We start from the raw sequence: 18,210 nt of genomic DNA, 5'->3' as shown, positions 1-18,210 counted from the left end.
GGTGGTCAGCGGCCTCGGGCGGCGGCCGTCCGCAACGCCCGGCACACGGAGTCGGTGACCGCCGGGTCCAGTTCCTTCATCACGCACAGGCGCAGGACCTGCTCGACCCCGTCCGGCCCCCCTCGCCCACCGAGGGTGTTGCCCGAGACCCACAGATTCGTCATCGGCGCGGCGGCGGCATCGGCGCGGAGCCTGCCCAGCAGCCGGTTGACCGCGTCTCCCCCGGCGCGCCCTCCCGGCTGGTGGACCGAGAGATTCAGGATGTTCAGGTCGGGGTCGTAACTGCTGAGCAGCCGGGGAGCCCGGCCATCCGCGCCGGATGGCCCGGCCGTCCGGAAGCTCCGGTGCAGCCGCTGCGCGGTGGCGATGCAGCCGCGGAGCAACCGCCCGTATCCCCCGGCGTGCAGCCCGATCGTGCGATGTGCCGCCCAGACCGCCGCGGCTGCCGCCCCCGGTCTGGCCCCCTCCAGCGTGTACGGCCCGAACGCCGGCCGGTCACCCTCACCGTGAGCGAAGTACGCCGCCCGGCTGGCGACCACGGCGGCCGCCCGTCTGTCGCGGAGCACCAGCCCGCCCGCCGGGTACGGGACATGGCCGCCCTTGTGCGGGTCCACGGTCACCGAGTCGGCAAGGGGGAGGGCGCGGAGTGCCTCGTAGACCTCGGGCTTCAGCCGCCCGGGGAGGTCTGCCGCGGCCACGTCGTCATAGGGCAGCGTCGAACCGTCTCCGGCGAGGCAGATGGCACGGCAGTAGCCGCCGAACGCGGCGTCGACGTGCACGTAGAACGACGCGCCGTAGCGCTGTTCACACGAGTCGCGCAGCCGCATGATGCCGCGCAGGTCGTCGACGCTGCCCTCCCCGGTGCTGCCGAGGGTCGCGACGACGGCCACGATGGGCCGGCCGCGTTCCAGCAGGTCGCAGACGCGCCGCCGCAGGGCGGGCAGGTCGATACGGTGGTACTGGTCCAGCCCCAGAGCCTCGATGTCGCCGGGACCGAATCCGAGCAGGTCGGCGCACTTGTCCCAGGCGTAGTGGGCGCTCCGGGCGAACAGCAGCCTCCCTCCGCCCCGCACACCGCGGCAGCGGATCTCGCCCGCGAGCCGGCCGACGCGCGCCAGCGCACCCCTGGCTGCCAGGGCGTCCACGAGGTCCAGAGTCCGGCCCACCGGCAGGTTCACCAGGCTCGCCCGCGGAACACCCGCCACGAGATCGCGCGATCCCGGGTCCTCGGCGGCGGCCAGGGGAAGGCTGCGCAGGTTACGCGCGATCCAGATGGCCTCGTAGTTCGCCGCGTGGCCGCCGGACGACAGGTGGGCCCACCCGCTGCCCGGGTGGTAGCCCACCAGACGGCACAGGTCGTCGCCGACCTCGTGCTCCAGCCGGGTGGTGACCGGTGACGCCTCGGAGGTGACGTTGTTGGGGTTGTAGAGCATGGCGCAGAGGTAGGCGAGACTCGCCGCGATCGGGGTGTCCGGGGTCATGTGGGCGAGGTACAGCGGTGACGGCCACGGCGTCGACTCCCGTGCCAGGCACCCGGACAGCTCCCGTATCAGACCGCGGACCGCGCCGAGGCCCGGACCGGAGCCGTCCGTGTCCGCGGCCGGCGGACCCGTCACGCCCGCGGACGCCGGACGGCCCGTGGGCGCGGACGGCGGACCTGCCGCACCCGCGCACGACTCGTGCCAGTCGTAGTAGTCGTCGACGAGCTCGCGGAGGGTCTCCATGAACGCGGTGCGGTTCCCGGGGTCCGGGAACAGCCCGGCCCCGGTCTCCCCCACTATGGCCCGACCAGCGCCGCGATCCGGTCGAAGACGAGTTCGAGCTGGTCCCACGCCTCCTCACACGCCCTCGACAGCTGCGGGAACTGCTCCGGAGACAGGGTGCGGAGATGGTCACGTCCGATGTCCCGGTGGTCTCCGTCGATCTCCGCGTGGATGTCGAAGTACGAGGTTTCGGCGGCAGGTCCGTTCTGGAAGGCCGCCTTGGTCCTCTCGCCGAACACGTGGCAGCTGGACTCCACGACCATGTGCACGATCACGATCTTCGCGGCCTCGTCCGCGCTGTGCATCTGCATGACGAACCAGTTGCCGGCCGCCTCCAGGATCGGGTCGTAGACATCCTCCGACACGGCATGGCGGTCCCGCAGCAACTGGTCGTGGCCGAACTCGTCCCGCAGGTGACCCGCGTAGATCTCCCGCAGCCGCGGGTCCGTGCAGACCGACTGCCGGGCGTAGAGCATCTTCTGGAAGAAGACCGACCAGACGTAGAGCGCCGAGACGAACCGGTCACGCAGCAGCGGCTCGCGGCTCATCCTTCCGCTGTCGAAGAGCTCGAACAGGTGGTGCCCGGCGAAGCGGCGGAGCCTGGTGTCGTTGAGCCGCTCCAGTTCGGCCATGGAGGCGGAGGCCGCCTCGGTGAAACGTACCCGGGGGGCGTTCTCGTCCTCGTACAGCCCGGCCCCTTCGAACTGCACCGAAAGTCCCTGGAAGTCCTCGCCGGGCCCGGTCTGGAAACCGTGCCGCGCCCCCGGTGGGACACACACCACGTCACCCTCGCCGAGCGACTCCTCCAGATCGCCGGTCAACCGCACCGAGCCCTTGCAGACGAGGATCATCGACTTGGTCGGGTGCTCGTGAACGTCCAGCCGCTCGCCGTCGCGCAGCCGTACCCAGGCGAGCGAGAAGCGGCCGTGCTCCGGCAGGAACCGGGCGAGGGCGTCGTGGCGCCGGAAGTCCCGGTGCTCTCCGAGCCAGTGGGATTCGCCTCCCACCTCGATGGAGGGGATGGCGCGGATGTCGGAGCGGGCGACGGTCACGACGGGGGTGAGCGACGGAGGTTCAACCGTGGCGATCAGGTCAGTCATGTCATGTCCTTGTTGAAGTCATTGAGTGGAAATCGGGGTGGGCGGAGCGTGCCGCGGCTCCGTGCTCGGCGCCGTGGCCGGCGGCTCCCCGCTCAGTGCCGCGATCAGCTGGGCGTTCTCGTGCCGGGATCCCACGGAGATTCGGATGCGCCGCTGCCAGCCCCCGGGGTTGATCACCACGTCGATCCGCGCGCGCCGCAGGTCGGCCGCCACGCCGGCGAGGTCCCCGACCTCGACCGTGACGAATCCCGCGTCCCCGAAGATCTGGAGTACCCGCGGGCACCGGGACAGGGCGTCCACCAGCCGGCCGCGTTCCTCGACGAAGGACTCGATACGACGGCGCAGGACGGACGGGTCGGCCAGTCCGTCCACCGCCCGCTCGATCACCGGGCCGGGGACGGCGAACGGCGGCCGGACCTCTCTTATGGCCGCGATGACGCCGGGATCCGCCAGGATGGCGCCGAGCCGCAGGCCCGCCATCCCGAAACCCTTCGACAGCGAGCGCAGCACGATGAGGTTCGGGTGTTCTCCCACCCGGTGCCGGTGTGAGGCGCGCGCGTCGAACTCCACGTAGGTCTCGTCGATGACCACGAGACCTACGAAGCGTGCCAGCAGGCGGTCGAGGTCCCCCGCGTCCAGGCGGGTGCTTGACGGGTTGTTGGGATCGCAGAGCAGGACGCCCCTGACGGGCAGGGAGACCAGGCGCTCGACGTCAAGCCGGTCGAAGCGCTCACCGCCCAGCGGCACCGGGCACCGGGCGATGCCGTGTGTCGCCGCGAGCCTGTCGAAGAACACGAAGTTCGGTGGGGTGACGGCGACCGTGTCGGCCCCCGGCTCGAAGAAGGTCCGGAGGACGAGGTCAAGGGCGTCCACCGCGCCCCGGGTCATGAGAACGTTCTCACCGTTCCACTCCCCGTGCCGACCGGGCTGTGGTGGCGGCTCGACCTCGTCCAGCGCCACGACGTAATGGCGGACGAGGACATCCAGGTCATCGTCGGGATAACGACGGTACGCCCCCCCGAAAGGGTTCTCGTTGGAGCGCAGGTTGATCAGTCCCTGGCTCTCCGGGCGTGGGCTGAACGGTCCGGCCGGTCCCAGCTCCCGGACCACCTCCCGGACGCGGCCTCCCGGCTCGACCCGCATGCGGTGACTCCTCCAACGACTGTCAACGGCTCGAAGAGGCTCTGAGAGAACAGGGCTGGGCCTGCTCGCCAGAGCCTCCGAACGGATGGGCTGCTGTCACCGAGGGCTCCGACCGGACCTCGGGATCATCGTGTCTCCGGGCTTTCAGAACTTCCCGAAAGTCATGTTCCCCGGAGCGGCCGGATCCTGGCTCCGGTAGAACTCCTCAACGCCCTTGTTGAACTCGGCCCTGGTCAGGTACCCGTCATTGTCCTTGTCCAGCTGGTCGAACCCCTTCCGGCTGTCGGCCTGGGCGATTCCCAGCTTCTGGTCCAGCCTGGTCCACTCGTCCCTGCTGATACGGCCGTCGCCGTCCTTGTCAATGACGTCGAACGTCAGGACGCCGAGCTGGATGGCCTGGGTGAGGACGCTGCTGGAGTTCGCCGACTCGATGAACTCCTGCCGGCTGACCTGCTGGTCTCCATCGCTGTCCATCGACTGCTGCAGCGCCCGCCACAGCTTGTCCGCCTGCTCGATGACCTTCTGGCCCTCGTGGCTGTTCGACGCCACTCCGCCGGCGTCGCAGATCCGCTCGGCGAACGTCCTGATGTCGGCATGCTCGATGAACCCGTCCCCGTCGAAATCGAGGAGTTCAAAGTTTCTGACGAGCTTGCGCGCCTTGACTTCGGTTTTCATCTCTCTCCCTTGTGTGCGGCCGGTGCCCTGGGGCCACGCCGGTCACGTCCCACGGAGACGTGCGCGGTCCACCTCGGGCAGCCCGTTCCTGCAGGTCAAGCGAGAAATTCCCAGGCGATCGACTCTCACTCCGCGCATGATCAAAAATCATCCAAAGCCGGACCTTGTCGAGAAACCGCGCCTTAACTCTTTCCCCGACACGTACCGCACCAAGATCCGTCGTAAGCCTGCCGGTCGCCCGGACAGTGCGGGGCATCCTTCGGGAGAGCGCTCTCCGTATGCTATAAAAGCGCTTATGAGCGCAGGTCACCCGCAGGAACCGGGATCCCCCACCCTGGAGGATGTGGCCCGGGTGGCGGGCGTCTCCCGTGCCACCGTCTCCCGTGTGATCAACGGCATCCGCAACGTCAACCCCTCCATCCAGGAGACGGTCAGGGAGGCCATCACCGCCACCGGCTACGTCCCCAACCAGGCCGCGCGCTCGCTCGTCACGCGCCGGGCGGGGGTGATCGCCCTGGTGGTCTCCGGGGCGGGTGGCGACGACGCGGAGAACCCGTTCCCGAACCAGGTCTTCACCGACCCGTTCTTCGGCCGGGTGACCGGCGGCATCGTCGGCTTCCTCCGCCCGCTCGGCATCCATCCGATCCTGATGTTCGCCGAGACCGCCAAGGCCCGCGCCCAGGTCATCACCTACCTCCGGCAGGGCAACGCCGACGGCGCGATCCTGGTCTCCACGCACGCGGAAGACCCACTGCCGAAGCTCCTCGCCGACGCGTCCCTGCCCGCCGTGCTCTTCGCGCGGCCCGCGGAGCCGATCCCGATCAGCTACGTCGACATCGCGCACCGGACGGGAGCCAAGCTGGCCGCCGACCACCTGGTCGCCCGGGGCTGCCGCCAGGTGGCCACCATCTCCGGACCCCTGGACGTGCCGGCCAGCCAGGAGCGCCTCGCGGGCTTCCGGGACGCGATGGCCAGGCACGGTCATCCGTACGTCCCGCACGCGGAGGGCAACTTCACCCACGACAGCGGGGAGGCGGCGATGGAGCGGCTGCTGGCCGAGCACCCCGGCGTCGACGGTGTCTTCTGCGCCAACGACCTGATGGCCCAGGGGGCGCTGCTGGTGCTGCGCCAGCACGGCCGCCGGGTGCCCGGCGACGTCGCCGTGGTGGGCTTCGACGACAGCAGCGCGGCCGTGGCCTGCAAGCCTCCGCTGACCACGGTCCGCCATCCGGTGGAGGACATGGCGGCCGAGATGGGCCGCCTGCTGCTGGCCCACATCGAGCAGCCTGGCCGGCGGGTGACCTCGGTCATCTTCGAGCCCACCCTGGTGGTCCGCGAGTCCGCCTGACGGCGACCGGCGCGGGCACGCGGGGACAGTACGTTCCCCCCGATCGGACAACGGCTACCGACAGCGTCCGGCACGCGGGCGCTCTCTCATCGGAGAGCGCTCTTCACTCGCAGCCGCTCGAAGGCGGACCGGACCTGGACGGCCTGGTTGTCCGCACCGGAGGCATTGGGGTGCACGAAGGTGCACGCCTCACCGTTGCCCGGGATCTGGCGGCAGAGCTCGGACGGGGAATCCGTCTGGTCCCCGGTCCCCGTGAGGTCGTCCCTGACCCCGTACATCCACTTCTCCGCGGCGGGCTCGCACACTCCGTGGTTGACACTGGATCCGTAGGTGTCGACGTAGGTCGCGCCGTGTTCGGCCGCCTGCCGGCTGAGCAGATCGTTGAGCTCGCGCTCCACGCTGTCCAGCCAGGGCATGTCCCCCTTGGCGACGGTGCCGAGCTGAGTGAAGGTTCCCCAGGAACAGCCGCTGCTGTGCGGGACGATGGCCGGATAGCCGACGACGATGACCTGAGCCTGTGGCGCCCGGTCTCGGATCGCCGTCATCATCTGGCTGTACTCGCGGTCAAGCTGGTCGAACTTGCCCGCCAGCCAGGCCCGGCCGTCGCCCTCGGTGTAGTACTTCTTGCACGGCGTCCCGAAACCGAGCGTGTCGCGGCCGCGCGTAAGGCACTGGGTCACGATCTCGCCGAATCCGAGGGTGTTCCCGCCGATGCCGACGCTCACATAGTCGGTGTCGGGCGTGAGGGATTCGATCTGGGGAGGCTTCTGCGGCCATCCTCCCCCAGGCGCCACGGACGGTGGGCCGAAGAGCTTCTGGGACGGCTGCGGGCCCAGGATGCCGTCCTGCACCTCCGCCGCACCGCAGGTGACATCGGTGAAGTCCAGGTCCAGCGCTGCGGCGACCTGCTGGGGGTAGCTGCGGTCGGAGCGGCCGCAGCCGTCGCCGGCGTCCCAGGGCCGGACGAAGACATCGGCGCTGTAGGAGTCACCCAGCGCCACGTAGCTTGGCTGTGGGCTGGCGGCGGCCAGAGCAGCGGGGACCGGGCCGAACACGGACAGCGCGGTGGCCGCGGCAAGTGACGCCCGGACGGTGACAAGCGTAAGGGGTGTGGACAAGTGATCGTCCTTCGTGTCTGTGCTACGGGCAGATCCCGCCAGCTTGGTGACACAGTGTATCGATCAAGGAACTCTGTGTGAAATAACCCGCGACGCTCACCCCGGAAAAGGCATGCCGGACGGCCTGAACCCGGCAGCACCGGGTTCACTCGCCTAGGAGCCGGTGGGGAGCCGGGGCACGCTGTCGATCAGCCGGCGCGTGTAGGGGTGGCCGGGAGAGCCGAGCACCGCGGCGGTGTCCCCCTGCTCCACGATGCGGCCCCGTTCGAGCACCGCCGTGTGCCGGCAGAGCATCGAGACCACGGCGAGGTCGTGCGAGACCATCACGATCGTCAGCCCGTGGCTCTCCTGCAGTTCGGCGAGCAGGTCGACGATGCGCACCCGCGTGGAGACGTCCAGCGCGCTGACGGGCTCGTCCGCGAGCAGGACCCGGGGCTCGCACACGATGGCGCGCGCGATGGCGATGCGCTGACGCTGCCCGCCGGAGAACTCGTGCGGGTAGCGGTGTGCGACGTCCACCGGCAGCCCGACGGCCAGCAACGCGGCGGCGACCCGCTGGCCGGCGTGGGAGCCGCCCGGCCGGCCCGCCACCAGGCCGAGCGAGCGGAGCGGTTCGGCGATGATCCTGCCCACACGCTGCCGCGGATCGAGCGAGGAGTAGGGGTCCTGGAACACGGTCTGGACGCTGCGCCGGAAGGCGCGCATCCGCCCGCGGTCGCGCAGCGAGAGTTCCGTCCCGTCGAAGAGGATCCGGCCGCTGGTGGGACTGGTCAGGCCGAGCAGCAGGCGGAGCAACGTGGTCTTGCCCGCACCGGACTCGCCGACCAGCGCCACGCCGCGCCCCGGGGTGATGTCGATCGAGACGTCGGTGAGCGTGGGGGCCGCGCCGCGGTACGCGAAGCCCACCTGGCGTGCCTCCAGGATGGCCGGGGTCATCGCGCCGTCCAATCCAGTGCGCTGTCGAGCTCGCGGGCGCTGGTCACCAGAGAGCGGGTGTAGGGGTGGCGCGGCGCGTTCACGATGCCGGAGACGGTGCCTGACTCGACGGCGGCGCCGTCCTTGAGGACGAGGACCCGGTCGGTGATGCCGGAGACGACCGCGAGATCGTGGCTGATGAACAGCAGCGCCATCCCCCGGGCCGAGACCAGGCCGTCCAGCAGTGCGAGCACCTCCGCCTGCACCGTCACGTCCAGGGCCGTGGTGGGCTCGTCGGCGATGAGCAGCGCGGGCTCACAGGCGAGCGCCATGGCGATGGCGACCCGCTGGCGCTGCCCGCCGGAGATCTCGTGCGGGTATGCCCTCGCGACGCGGTCCGGCTCGGTGATCCGTACCTCCTCCAGCGCCGTGACGACGGCGGCGCGCAGGGCGGCGCCGCGTAGCCTCCGCCTGCGCCCGAGAGGCTCGGCGAGCTGGCGGCCGACCCTCGCCAGCGGGTCGAGCGCGGTAAGGGGCTCCTGGAAGACGATGGTCGCGGCCCGGCCGCGCAGCCCGTTCAGGCGCCGCTCCGCCGCGCCGACGACCTCGGTCCGGGGCAGGCCCGGGACGTCCAGCACGACGCTGCCCGACGCGGTCATCCCGGCGGGCAGCAGGCCCATGATCGCGAGCGCGGTCAGCGACTTGCCCGAACCCGACTCACCGATCAGGCCGAGCCGCGCGCCGGCGTCGATCGCGAAGGACACGTCGGAGAGGAGTCCGCGGCCGTCTCCGGACCGCACGTGGAGTCCCGTGATGTCGAGCAGGCTCATCGGGTCCTCCTGCGGGTCGGGTCGGCCATGTCGCGGAGGCCGTCGGCGACCAGGTTCACGCCGATGACGAGCACGACCAGGAGCACGCCGGGGGCGATCGCGCCGACCGGCGCCGTGAGCACGGTCGCCTGGGCCTCCTGCAGCATGCGCCCCCAGGACGCGTTCGGCGGCGGGGGTCCCAGCCCGAGGTAGGACAGGGACGCCTCGGCCAGTACGGCGAGGCCGAGCTGCAGGGCGAGGTTGACCAGCAGCGTCGGCCAGATGTTCGGCAGGACGTGCTCGGTCACGATGCGCGGCCAGGAGGTTCCCGAGGTGCGCGCCGCCGTGATGAAGTCCTGGGCCAGTACGCGCTTGACGAGCACCCGGGTCAGCCGCGCCACGATCGCGGACATCCCCAGCCCGATCGCCAGGACGGCCGAGCCGAGGGACGCCGTCCGCACCGCGACCACCAGCATGGCCAGGAGCAGGGTGGGGAAGGCGATGAGGATGTCGAGCAGCGCGGAGACGGTGTCGTCGAGCCACCGGGTGGCGAAGCCCGCCAGCAGACCGCCGGCGACTCCGAGGACGCCGCCGAGCAGGACCGACCCGATGCCGACCGTCAGCGCGATCCGCGCGCCGATCATCACCTGGGTGAGCAGGTCCCGGCCGAGCTTGTCGGTGCCGAGCAGGTGGGCCGGGCCGGGAGGCATGAGCCGGTCACCCGAGGTGTCGGCGGGCGGGTACGGAACCCACAGGAGTGAGACGACGGCGACGACGACGAGCACGCCGACGAGCACGCAGCCGGTCACGAGGGTCGCGGACCGGCGCGGGCGGGTGGGGGCGCGGCCGGTGCCGGCTCCGGTCACGGCGCTCATCGCGCGCCGCCCGACACGGTGCCGCGCAGCCGCGGGTCGATGATCCGCTGGACGAGGTCGGCGAGAAACCCGATCAGCAGGACCCCGAAGGTGCTGACGATCAGGACGCCCTGGATGACCGGGTAGTCGTGCTGCGCGATCCCCTTGATCAGCATGCTGCCGAGGCCGGGGAGGGCGAACACGCTCTCGACCACCACGGCGCCGAGAAAGGTGGTGGCGAGCTCGATCCCGAGGATCGACACGACGGGAACGGCCGCGTTGCGCAGGCCGTGACGCCACATCGCTCCGGTGAACGTGGATCCGAGCGCCCTGAACGTCCGCAGGTAGTCGCTGTCGAGCACGTCGACGGTGGCGGAGCGGACGTAGCGGATGAGCGAGGCGGACATGACGGAGGCGATGGTGACCACGGGGAGGGCCAGTGAGGTGAGGGCGTCGGCCGGATCGGCCCAGTCGTCCCGGGGGAATCCTCCGGCCGGCAGCACCCGGAAATACAGCGAGAACACGGTGATGAGGAGCATGCCGACCCAGAAGGCGGGCACCGCGATGCCCAGCTGGGACAGCCCGCTGAGCAGCGAGCCGTACCAGGTGTCCGAGCGGCGGGCCGCGAGGAAGCCGACCGGTACGGCGATGACGACCGCCAGGAGGAAGGCCAGCAGGGTGAGGGGGACGGTGACGACCAGGCGCGAGGCGATCTCCGGACCGACCGGAAGGGTGCTGACGAACGATCTGCCCAGGTCGAAGGTCGCCAGCTGCCCGAGCCAGGAGACGAACTGCTCCGGCAGTGGGAGGTCCGACCCGATCTGGTGGCGGGCGGCCTCGATCTGCTCCGGGGTGGCCCCGACCGACAGCAGGGAGTTGGCGGGGTCACCGGGCAGCAGGCGGAGCAGCAGGAACAGGAGCGTGCTCGCCAGGAACAGCGAGACGACGAGGAACGCCGCGCGCCGCAGCAGGTAGACGGTCATGCCGGGCCGGGCCGATCGGCGAGACCGGGACGCCCCGGCCCGGACCGGCCGCGCGGGGCGGCGGTCCGGGCCGGGGCGGCGGTCCGGGCCAGGGTGTACGGGGCGGGCATCAGCTCTTCTTGATGCCGTAGGCGTAGAACTGCGAGTTCAGGCCGTTGACCGGATAGCCCGACAGCGACGACGAGGCGACGACGATCTGCGGGTAGAGGTAGAGCCAGTCGCTGGCCGCGTCCTCCGCGATCTTCCGGTTGGCCTGCCTGAGCAGGTCCGTCTGCTCGGCGGTCGTGTCCGACTTCTCCGCCTGGGCGATCAGCCGGGTGACCTCGGGGTTGTCGTAGCCCCAGTAGAAGTCGGGGTTGCCGTACCAGACGACGTCACGGTCGTTGACGTGCTCCTGCAGCGTCGCGGTGAAGTCGCGGTTCTTGAACACCTTGGTGTACCACTCGTCGGCGGTGATGACGTTGATCGTGACGGTGATGCCGACCTTGGCCAGCTCTCCCTTGATGAACGTGGCCGCCGTGGGGTGCGGGTCGTAGTTGGGGGTGTCCAGCGTGAAGCTGAACCCGCCCGCGTAGCCGGCCTCGGCGAGCTGCTTCTTGGCCAGCTCCACGTCGTGGGGGTTCACCGTGGTGAGGTCCTCGTACCACGGGTCGGTCGGCGGGACCATCGAGCCGATCAGGGTTCCGTAACCACCCCAGATCGAGTCGAGCAGCTTCCTGTTGTCGATGGCGGAGGTGACGGCCTTGCGGACCAGAGGGTTGTCGAACGGCTTCACCCGGTCGTTGAAGGCCAGGAGCAGCTTGGTCGTCGAGTGGCCGTCGTTGACCTTGTAGTCCTTGTTGCCGGTGAACTGGGCCAGGGCGTCCGGGCTCTGCTCACTGGTCACGATGTCGACGGCGTTGGTCAGCAGCGCGTTGTTGAGCGCGGTCGCCTCCGTGTAGTAGTGGAACACCACTCCCTGGTTCGCCGGGCGCGTGCCCCAGTAGCCGGGGAACGGCTCCAGGCTCAGCGAGGAGCCCCGCTTCCACGTCCCGAGCTTGTAGGGGCCGGTGCCGTCCTCCGACGTAGCGAGGTCCTTGGCCTGGTCGTTGATGATCCACACGTAGCTGAGGTTGTAGACGAACGAGATCGACTTGTCCGACAGCTTCACCGTCACCGTGCCGTCGTCCGGAGTCTCGATGCTCTTGATCCCGGTGAAGCTGCTCTTACGGGCGGACTGGGAGTCCTTGGCGAGGACCTTTTCGAGGCTGTACTTCACGTCCGCGGACGTGAGGGGCTTGCCCGAATGGAACGTGACGCCACTCCGCAGCGTGAACGTGTAGGTGAGGCCGTCCGGGCTGACCTTGTAGTCCTCGGCGAGCAGGTTCTCGACCTTGCCGTCGTCGGTGAGCCGGAACAGGCCTTCGTAGACGTTTCCGTTGAACGCCTCGGTCACGCCCTGTCCGCCGCCGGCCGTGTTGTCGAGGTTCTGCGGTTCGTACAGCGAGCCGACCTCGATCGTGGCGTTCGGGTCATATGAGGCGGACGATGACGTGCTCCCCGATCCGGCCGGCGAGGTGGCCTCCGGGCCGGAACCGCAGCCGGTGAGGGTCAGCGCGACCGCGATGGCGGCGCCGATGAGCGACGTCGTCTTCCTTTTCATTGTCTCTCCTGATCGGTGGCCGTACGGTTCCGCTGTTCCACCGATCGGTGGCCGCATGGCCGGAGGTGATGGGCGACCTGAGGTCGGCCGGGGTCGCTGAGGTGTCTCGGCGCACTCCGTGGCCGTTCCGTCGCCAAGAGCGGCGTGCACCGTCGACGACTTCCCACAGAATCCTATAGAAATAGTCTGTTTTGTCCAATTTGATCAACATCGGGCTGTTTTTCCCGTTTGCCCCGCGGTCGGAGCCGTTCCGCGATGGTACGGAAGCCCCGTGGCGTCTTGCCGGACGCCCTCCCGGGTGAGAGGTTCGAAAACGACCCTGCCGACAAGCTTTGGGGGCGCTTCCCGGCCATGGACGACCACCTCACCGATCACACCGACGGCCCTGACGGCCGCGACCTGCCGGAACTCCCGTTCGTACGGGACAACCCGCTCCAGGTGCCGGAGATGTACCGCGCGCTACGGGCCACCCGGCCGGTGACCCGGGTCCGGACCCGGGTGGGCGACGTCGCCTGGCTGGTCTCGGGCTACGAGGAGGCCAGGCAGGCCTTCGCCGACCACCGTCTCGGCCGGTCGGCCCCCCTCCCCGAGCGAGCCGCCCGGATCTCCGACTCGGCCCTGATCGGCGGCCCGTCCGGCGACATCACGACGGAGAAGGCCAACCACGAGCGGATGCGCCGGATGCTCACACCGGCCTTCTCCGCCCGCCGGATGAGCGCTCTCGGACCACATGTCCAGCAGCTCGTCGACGACCTGCTGGACCGCATGGCCGAGCTGCCGCGCCCGGCGGACCTGCGGCAGGCACTCTCCCTGCCGCTGCCCGTGCTGGTGATCTGCGAGCTGCTCGGCGTGCCGTACGGCGACCGCGGGCACTTCAGGGGGCTGGCCGACGCGATCACGGATCTGAGCGATCCGGAACGCGCCAGAGCGGCGATGGACGGACTGACCGACTACGCCCGCGGCATCCTGGCCGGCAAGCGGGCGGATCCGGCCGATGACGTGTTCTCCGACCTGGCCACCATGGAGGCGCCCGACGAGGAGATCGCCAGGCTCGCCGCCGGGCTGCTGTTCGCCGGTCACGAGACGACGGCCAACCAGATCGACTACGGCGTGCTGCTGCTGCTCACCAACCCGGCGCAGCGTGACGTCCTGCTCGCCGACCCGTCGCTGGCGGGTGTCGCGGTGGAGGAGATCCTGCGGATGGCGGCGCCGGGCGACCATGGCCTGCCCCGCTACGCCCACGAGGACGTGAGCATCGGCGGCGTGACGATCAGGCGTGGCGAGGCGGTGCTCATCTCCACGGCGGCGGCCAACCGCGACGAGCGGGTGTTCCCCGAACCCGAGCGTTTCGACATCGGCCGTCCCCTCGGTGACCCGCATCTCGGGTTCGGCTACGCGGCCCGCTACTGCATCGGGGCCAGTCTGGCCCGGGTGGAGCTCCGGTCGGTGTTCGGCACCCTGTTCCGCCGTTTCCCCACGCTGGCGCTTGCCGTGCCCGCCGGGGAACTGGTGGAACGTGAAGCCTCTCTCACCGGAGGATTCACCCGCATCCCGATCACCTGGTAACGGAACAGCCCCGAGAAAGAGATACCGTCAGGAATGGCAGAAGCCAAGGAGACCGGTGGACCGTTCCACGAACGGACCACCTGGGCGTACGACGTCAAGACGCCGCTGCGCGAGTTCCTCCGTACCGAGACCGGCAGTGCCGTCGCCCTGCTCGCCGCGACGCTGACCGCTCTCGCCTGGGCGAACATCAGCTCGTCGTCATACGAGGCCGCCTGGGGGACGCCGCTGTCCATCAGCGCCGGTGGTTTCGACGTCTCCATGAACCTGCGCCACTGGGTCAACAGTGGGTTGATGACGCTCTTCTTCTTCGTCGTCGGGCTGGAGGCGCGCCGCGAGTTCGACATGGGAGAACTGCGTGACCGGCGGCGGCTGGTGCTGCCGCTGGCCGCCGGCCTCGGCGGGATGATCGTGCCCGTCGCGATCTATCTCAGCATGAACGCGGGCCACCCCTCCGCGTACGGCTGGGGTGCGGCGATGTCGACGGACACGGCGTTCGCGCTCGGCATGCTCGCGCTGTTCGGGTCCCGTTTCCCGGCACGGCTGCGGACCTACCTGCTCACGATCACCGTGGTCGACGACCTCGTCGCGCTCGCGGTCATCACCGTCTTCTACAACGAGCGGGCCGCCGCACCGGCGCTACTGGCCGGGGCCGGGATCTTCGGCGTGATCCTGATCATCCACGCGGCCGGCGTGCACCGTGGACTCCCCTACGCGCTGCTCGGAATGGCGGCGTGGGTGGCGCTCCTCAAGTCCGGCGTCGAGCCCATCGTCATCGGCCTGGCCATGGGGCTGCTGACCTACGCGTCCCCGGCGGCGCGCGGCGATCTCCAACGCGCGACCGACCTTTTCCGGCTCTTCCGTGAGCAGCCCACCCCGGAGCTGGCCCGCTCGGCCAGCGTGGGGCTCGCCTCGACGATCTCACCGAACGAGCGGCTGCAGCAGCTCTACCACCCCTGGGTGAGCTATCTGATCGTGCCGCTGTTCGCCCTCTCGAACGCGGGGGTGACGCTCAGTGGCGAGTTCCTGACGCGGGCCCTCACCTCACCGATCACCCTCGGAATCCTGCTGGCCTACGTGGTGGGCAAGCCGATCGGGATCATCGGCTCCTCCCTGCTCACCACGGGGCTGAGCCGCGGCCGCATCCGCCCGCCCGTCGGCTGGGCCACCGTCACCGCCGCCGGCACGATCGCCGGCATCGGCTTCACCGTCTCCCTGCTGATCGCCACCCTCGCCTTCAGCGGCCCCCAGCTGGAGGAGGCGAAACTCGGCATCCTCACCGCGGCGCTCTGCGCGCCCCTCATGACCTGGACCGTCTCCAGGGTGACCGCGCTGCTTCCCCGGCGGCGCCGGATCTGGGCGCTGCTGGGCACCGCCGAGAGCATCATCGACCTCGCCGCGCCCGTCGATCCGGACCGCGACCACCTGCGCGGCCCTGTGGACGCGCCGGTGACCCTGGTCGAGTACGGGGACTTCGAGTGCCCCTACTGCGGCCAGGCGGAGGCGGTCGTCCGCGAGCTGCTCGCCGACCTCGGCGACGTCCGTTACGTCTGGAGGCACCTCCCGCTGGACGACGTCCACGCCTATGCCCAGCTCGCCGCGGAGGCGGCGGAGGCCGCGGCCGAGCAGGGGGCGTTCTGGGAGATGCACGACCTCCTACTCGACCACCAGGGTGCTCTCCACGTTCCCGACCTGCTCCGCTACGCCGAGAGCCTCGAACTCGACGTCGAACGGTTCCGCGACAGCCTCCGCGACAACGCCGGCGCCGCCCGGATCGCCGAGGACGTCGACTCCGCCGACCTGAGCGGCGTGTCCGGCACGCCGACGTTCTTCATCAACGGGCGGCGCCACCACGGCGCCTACGACATCGCCACCCTCTCGTCGGCCGTGCGGGTCGCCCGTGCGCGCGTGGCCCTGAAGTCATGGTCGTGACCCCGAAGGACCGCGCGCCCTTCCCGGCGAGCACCGTGGAGGAGGCCGTACCGTGCGGTCGGAGCCGCCACGGACGCGCCCGAGGTCACTCTCCCCGCATCCGCGCGAGCGCCGTCTCGAAGACGTCCATCTCGCGTTCGAGACGGCCCGGCCCCGCCGAGGGCAGCCACGGCAGGACGACGCTCACCCCGGCCTTCTCACACTCCTCAAGCACCGCGGGGTCCGAGGGCACCGACATCATCACGACCTGGATCGCCCTGCCCACCTCGTCGGCGCGCTGGAACAGCTCCCGCACGCGTTCCAGGACGCCGGGCCCGTAGTTCGGCAGCCAGCCGTCGCCATAGGACAGCACGCGGTCGAACACGCGGGGGCCGGTGCCGCCGACCAGCACCGGCGGATAGGGCCGCCGGGCCGGCTTGGGCCACGACCAGATCGGATCGAAGGACACGTACTCGCCGTGATAGTCGGCCTCGTCGTGGGTCCAGATCCGCTGCGCCGCCTCGATGTGCTCCTTCATCACCGCGAAACGGCGTGCCGGATCCACCCCGTGGTTACGGATCTCGGGTTCGAGCCAGCCCGCGCCCACGCCGAAGACGAACCGGCCGCCGGTGAGGGCGTCGACGCTCGCCACCGACTTCGCGAGAGTGATCGGGTGGTGCTGGGGGACCAGGCAGATGCCGGTCCCCACCCGCAGCCGGGTGGTGGCCAGGCCCGCGGCGGTGCACGCCACGAACGGGTCGTAGGTGTGCCAGTACTTGCGGGGCAGCGTGCCGCCCTCGGGGCGCTGGGGCGGCGCGCCCGCGGGAATGTGGGTGTGCTCGCTGAACAGCAGCATCGCATGGCCACGCTGTTCGACCATCTGGGCGAGCCGGGCTGGATCGACCGCGTCATGGGTCGCGAAGTAGCCAAAGCCGGAGTCCATCGCCCCAACGTAACCCGGCACAGCCGCATATCCCGGACGACACTCGCACCTGTCTCGACCGGAAGACAGGGGCCCGTCAGGAGCTCGGCGATCCCCCCGGCGGACCATGGGATCCTCGCCCGAGTTTTTAGCACTCTTGTGATAACGGACGGCAACGGGCGGAGGAGAATAGGGGCAAATGCTCAAAAATGAGTGGAATGTCTTTTTTCGCCGCGCGTCGGGAGGATGCACCGATGATCACCATCGACATTCCGAACTGGGCCGCCCGCATGCGCGCCTGGAGGCGCGGCCGCCTGTGGAGCCGGCACGAGCTGGGAGAGCGGCTGGCCGACACCGCGGACGAGACGGCCCGTGACCGCATGCCCGCCCAGGAGCAGCTCACCGAGATGGTCCGCTCCTGGGAGACCGGGGAGCAGCGGCCCGACGAGCTGTACGCGGAGCTGCTGTGCCGGGCGTTCGACATGAACGAGGCGGAGCTGTTCAGCGGGGAGGCGGCCGGCACGACACTCTGGCACCACCTGACCGGTATCCCGCTGCTGTCGGGGACGTTCTCGGCCGAGGACGAGGAGCGCACCGGCCGGGCGATCGAGGACCCCCGGCGGGTCGACGACCAGACCGTGGCCTACCTCCAGACCGTCCTGCGGAGCTACTCACGGCCGGATCTCCGCCCGGCACGCACGGCCGGTGCCCTGTCCCCCGTCTTCGCCGCGATCGACGGGCTGCACCGTGACGTCGGCTCGGGTCTCCGCCAGGCACTGCTCATGCTCAGCGCGGAGGACGCCGAGCAGATCAGCCGCATGCACTACGAGGCCGGCGACCTGGATGAGGCGCTGGCCTGGTCGGACCGGGCCATACTCGCGGCAGGCCAGGCCGAGGACGGACGGCTCCTGGCGTACACGCTCGCCCGCCGGGCCGGGCTCCAGGACGCCCGGAGCAACCCCGAGCAGGTGATCGACCTCGCCGTCGCCGCCCGCGAACACGTCCTCGCCCCGCATCCGCTGGACGCCATGGCACGCTGTCACGAGGCGCAGGGCCACGCCCTGGCGGGAGCCGAGGACATGTGCCACCGCCGCCTGGAGGAGTCCGCGGAGGAGTCCGAGCAGACCTCCGAGGAGAGCCTTCAGGACGACACGCTCGGCGCGTCCGACTACCTTGCCGGGCTCCATGACACCCTGGCCGCCGGATGTCTCATCCAGCTCCACCATCCCGCCGACGCGATCGATCTCCTGGAACGGGACCTCTCCGGGGCTCCGTCCACCTACGTCACGGCCTACAACATGGCCCGTCTCGCCCACGCCTACGCCGACGCCCACGAGGCCGAGCGTTCGGCCGGAGTCGCCCGACAGGCCCTGACACTGTCACGCCGGACCGGTGCGCGCCGGGCCATGGATGAGCTCCGCCTCGTCCGCGGCGGCCTCTACCGGTAGCGGAACCTGACCGGGC

General features: G+C 70.2%; 15 protein-coding genes. 4 read left to right on the top strand and 11 right to left on the bottom strand.

The genetic code is table 11. The annotated features are described in order from the left end of the window. Positions 1–5 precede the first annotated feature (5 nt). The 4 genes from ACIN94_RS19035 to ACIN94_RS19020 form a co-directional block, all read right to left on the bottom strand. Entirely contained in the window at positions 6–1,778 is a 1,773-nt protein-coding gene (locus ACIN94_RS19035; RefSeq protein WP_400707592.1) for a pyridoxal phosphate-dependent decarboxylase family protein, read from the bottom strand. Continuing rightward, the gene (locus ACIN94_RS19030) at positions 1,778–2,863 is read right to left on the bottom strand and encodes a cupin domain-containing protein (RefSeq protein WP_400707589.1); all 1,086 of its coding nucleotides are present in this window, start codon (positions 2,861–2,863) and stop codon (positions 1,778–1,780) included. The genes ACIN94_RS19035 and ACIN94_RS19030 overlap by 1 nt, the downstream gene beginning before the upstream one ends. An 18-nt stretch (positions 2,864–2,881) precedes the next feature. Beyond that, a complete protein-coding gene (locus ACIN94_RS19025; RefSeq protein ID WP_400707586.1) occupies positions 2,882–4,006 on the bottom strand; it encodes an aminotransferase class I/II-fold pyridoxal phosphate-dependent enzyme in 1,125 nt (374 codons plus the stop codon). 144 nt (positions 4,007–4,150) lie between these two features. Then, a complete protein-coding gene (locus ACIN94_RS19020) occupies positions 4,151–4,681 on the bottom strand; it encodes an EF-hand domain-containing protein (RefSeq protein ID WP_400707583.1) in 531 nt (176 codons plus the stop codon). 295 nt (positions 4,682–4,976) lie between these two features. Between ACIN94_RS19020 and ACIN94_RS19015 the strand changes: the two genes are divergently transcribed. Then, on the top strand, positions 4,977–6,029 hold the full coding sequence (locus tag ACIN94_RS19015; protein ID WP_400707580.1) for a LacI family DNA-binding transcriptional regulator: 1,053 nt from the start codon (positions 4,977–4,979) through the stop codon (positions 6,027–6,029). An 86-nt stretch (positions 6,030–6,115) separates the two neighbouring features. Here the strand turns inward: ACIN94_RS19015 and ACIN94_RS19010 are convergent, their stop codons facing one another. The 6 genes from ACIN94_RS19010 to ACIN94_RS18985 form a co-directional block, all read right to left on the bottom strand. After that, the gene (locus ACIN94_RS19010; protein WP_400707577.1) at positions 6,116–7,147 is read right to left on the bottom strand and encodes an SGNH/GDSL hydrolase family protein; all 1,032 of its coding nucleotides are present in this window, start codon (positions 7,145–7,147) and stop codon (positions 6,116–6,118) included. 153 nt (positions 7,148–7,300) lie between these two features. After that, positions 7,301–8,083 carry an ABC transporter ATP-binding protein gene (locus tag ACIN94_RS19005; RefSeq protein WP_400707574.1) on the bottom strand — a complete coding sequence of 261 codons (783 nt, stop codon included), beginning with the start codon at positions 8,081–8,083 and terminating at the stop codon, positions 7,301–7,303. After that, complete coding sequence (locus ACIN94_RS19000) at positions 8,080–8,892, bottom strand: ATP-binding cassette domain-containing protein (RefSeq protein WP_400707571.1); 813 nt, start codon at positions 8,890–8,892, stop codon at positions 8,080–8,082. Before ACIN94_RS19000 ends, ACIN94_RS19005 begins: the two co-directional genes overlap by 4 nt. Next, a complete protein-coding gene (locus ACIN94_RS18995) occupies positions 8,889–9,746 on the bottom strand; it encodes an ABC transporter permease (RefSeq protein ID WP_400707568.1) in 858 nt (285 codons plus the stop codon). Before ACIN94_RS18995 ends, ACIN94_RS19000 begins: the two co-directional genes overlap by 4 nt. Beyond that, a complete protein-coding gene (locus ACIN94_RS18990) occupies positions 9,743–10,708 on the bottom strand; it encodes an ABC transporter permease (protein ID WP_400707565.1) in 966 nt (321 codons plus the stop codon). The genes ACIN94_RS18995 and ACIN94_RS18990 overlap by 4 nt, the downstream gene beginning before the upstream one ends. A 109-nt stretch (positions 10,709–10,817) precedes the next feature. Further along, entirely contained in the window at positions 10,818–12,350 is a 1,533-nt protein-coding gene (locus ACIN94_RS18985) for an ABC transporter substrate-binding protein (RefSeq protein WP_400707562.1), read from the bottom strand. Positions 12,351–12,701: 351 nt separating this feature from the next. Here ACIN94_RS18985 and ACIN94_RS18980 point away from each other — a divergent pair, with 351 nt between their 5' ends. Both ACIN94_RS18980 and nhaA read left to right on the top strand, forming a co-directional pair. After that, positions 12,702–13,916 carry a cytochrome P450 gene (locus ACIN94_RS18980; RefSeq protein ID WP_400707559.1) on the top strand — a complete coding sequence of 405 codons (1,215 nt, stop codon included), beginning with the start codon at positions 12,702–12,704 and terminating at the stop codon, positions 13,914–13,916. A gap of 33 nt (positions 13,917–13,949) precedes the next feature. After that, entirely contained in the window at positions 13,950–15,845 is a 1,896-nt protein-coding gene (gene nhaA, locus ACIN94_RS18975) for a Na+/H+ antiporter NhaA (RefSeq protein WP_400707556.1), read from the top strand. A gap of 85 nt (positions 15,846–15,930) precedes the next feature. On the opposite strand, the gene ACIN94_RS18970 is transcribed toward nhaA, so the two are convergent. Further along, the gene (locus tag ACIN94_RS18970) at positions 15,931–16,767 is read right to left on the bottom strand and encodes an LLM class F420-dependent oxidoreductase (RefSeq protein ID WP_400707553.1); all 837 of its coding nucleotides are present in this window, start codon (positions 16,765–16,767) and stop codon (positions 15,931–15,933) included. Positions 16,768–17,000: 233 nt separating this feature from the next. Between ACIN94_RS18970 and ACIN94_RS18965 the strand changes: the two genes are divergently transcribed. Beyond that, a complete protein-coding gene (locus tag ACIN94_RS18965) occupies positions 17,001–18,194 on the top strand; it encodes a hypothetical protein (RefSeq protein ID WP_400707550.1) in 1,194 nt (397 codons plus the stop codon). Positions 18,195–18,210: the final 16 nt, after the last annotated feature.

This window comes from Streptosporangium sp. NPDC087985 (assembly GCF_044741965.1).
Classification (GTDB): domain Bacteria; phylum Actinomycetota; class Actinomycetes; order Streptosporangiales; family Streptosporangiaceae; genus Streptosporangium.
The sequence above is the reverse complement of the archived record's forward strand: the minus strand, read 5'-3'. Positions and strand labels throughout refer to the sequence as shown.

Excerpts from the sequence above, each read along its gene's own strand:
- ACIN94_RS19030 (WP_400707589.1), bottom strand. The coding sequence starts at position 2,863 with ATGACTGACCTGATCGCCACGGTTGAACCTCCGTCGCTCACCCCCGTC.
- ACIN94_RS19025 (WP_400707586.1), bottom strand. The coding sequence starts at position 4,006 with ATGCGGGTCGAGCCGGGAGGCCGCGTCCGGGAGGTGGTCCGGGAGCTG.
- ACIN94_RS19020 (WP_400707583.1), bottom strand. The coding sequence starts at position 4,681 with ATGAAAACCGAAGTCAAGGCGCGCAAGCTCGTCAGAAACTTTGAACTC.
- ACIN94_RS19015 (WP_400707580.1), top strand. The coding sequence starts at position 4,977 with ATGAGCGCAGGTCACCCGCAGGAACCGGGATCCCCCACCCTGGAGGAT.
- ACIN94_RS19005 (WP_400707574.1), bottom strand. The coding sequence starts at position 8,083 with ATGACCCCGGCCATCCTGGAGGCACGCCAGGTGGGCTTCGCGTACCGC.
- ACIN94_RS19000 (WP_400707571.1), bottom strand. The coding sequence starts at position 8,892 with ATGAGCCTGCTCGACATCACGGGACTCCACGTGCGGTCCGGAGACGGC.
- ACIN94_RS18995 (WP_400707568.1), bottom strand. The coding sequence starts at position 9,746 with ATGAGCGCCGTGACCGGAGCCGGCACCGGCCGCGCCCCCACCCGCCCG.
- ACIN94_RS18990 (WP_400707565.1), bottom strand. The coding sequence starts at position 10,708 with ATGACCGTCTACCTGCTGCGGCGCGCGGCGTTCCTCGTCGTCTCGCTG.
- ACIN94_RS18985 (WP_400707562.1), bottom strand. The coding sequence starts at position 12,350 with ATGAAAAGGAAGACGACGTCGCTCATCGGCGCCGCCATCGCGGTCGCG.
- ACIN94_RS18980 (WP_400707559.1), top strand. The coding sequence starts at position 12,702 with ATGGACGACCACCTCACCGATCACACCGACGGCCCTGACGGCCGCGAC.
- nhaA (WP_400707556.1), top strand. The coding sequence starts at position 13,950 with ATGGCAGAAGCCAAGGAGACCGGTGGACCGTTCCACGAACGGACCACC.
- ACIN94_RS18970 (WP_400707553.1), bottom strand. The coding sequence starts at position 16,767 with ATGGACTCCGGCTTTGGCTACTTCGCGACCCATGACGCGGTCGATCCA.
- ACIN94_RS18965 (WP_400707550.1), top strand. The coding sequence starts at position 17,001 with ATGATCACCATCGACATTCCGAACTGGGCCGCCCGCATGCGCGCCTGG.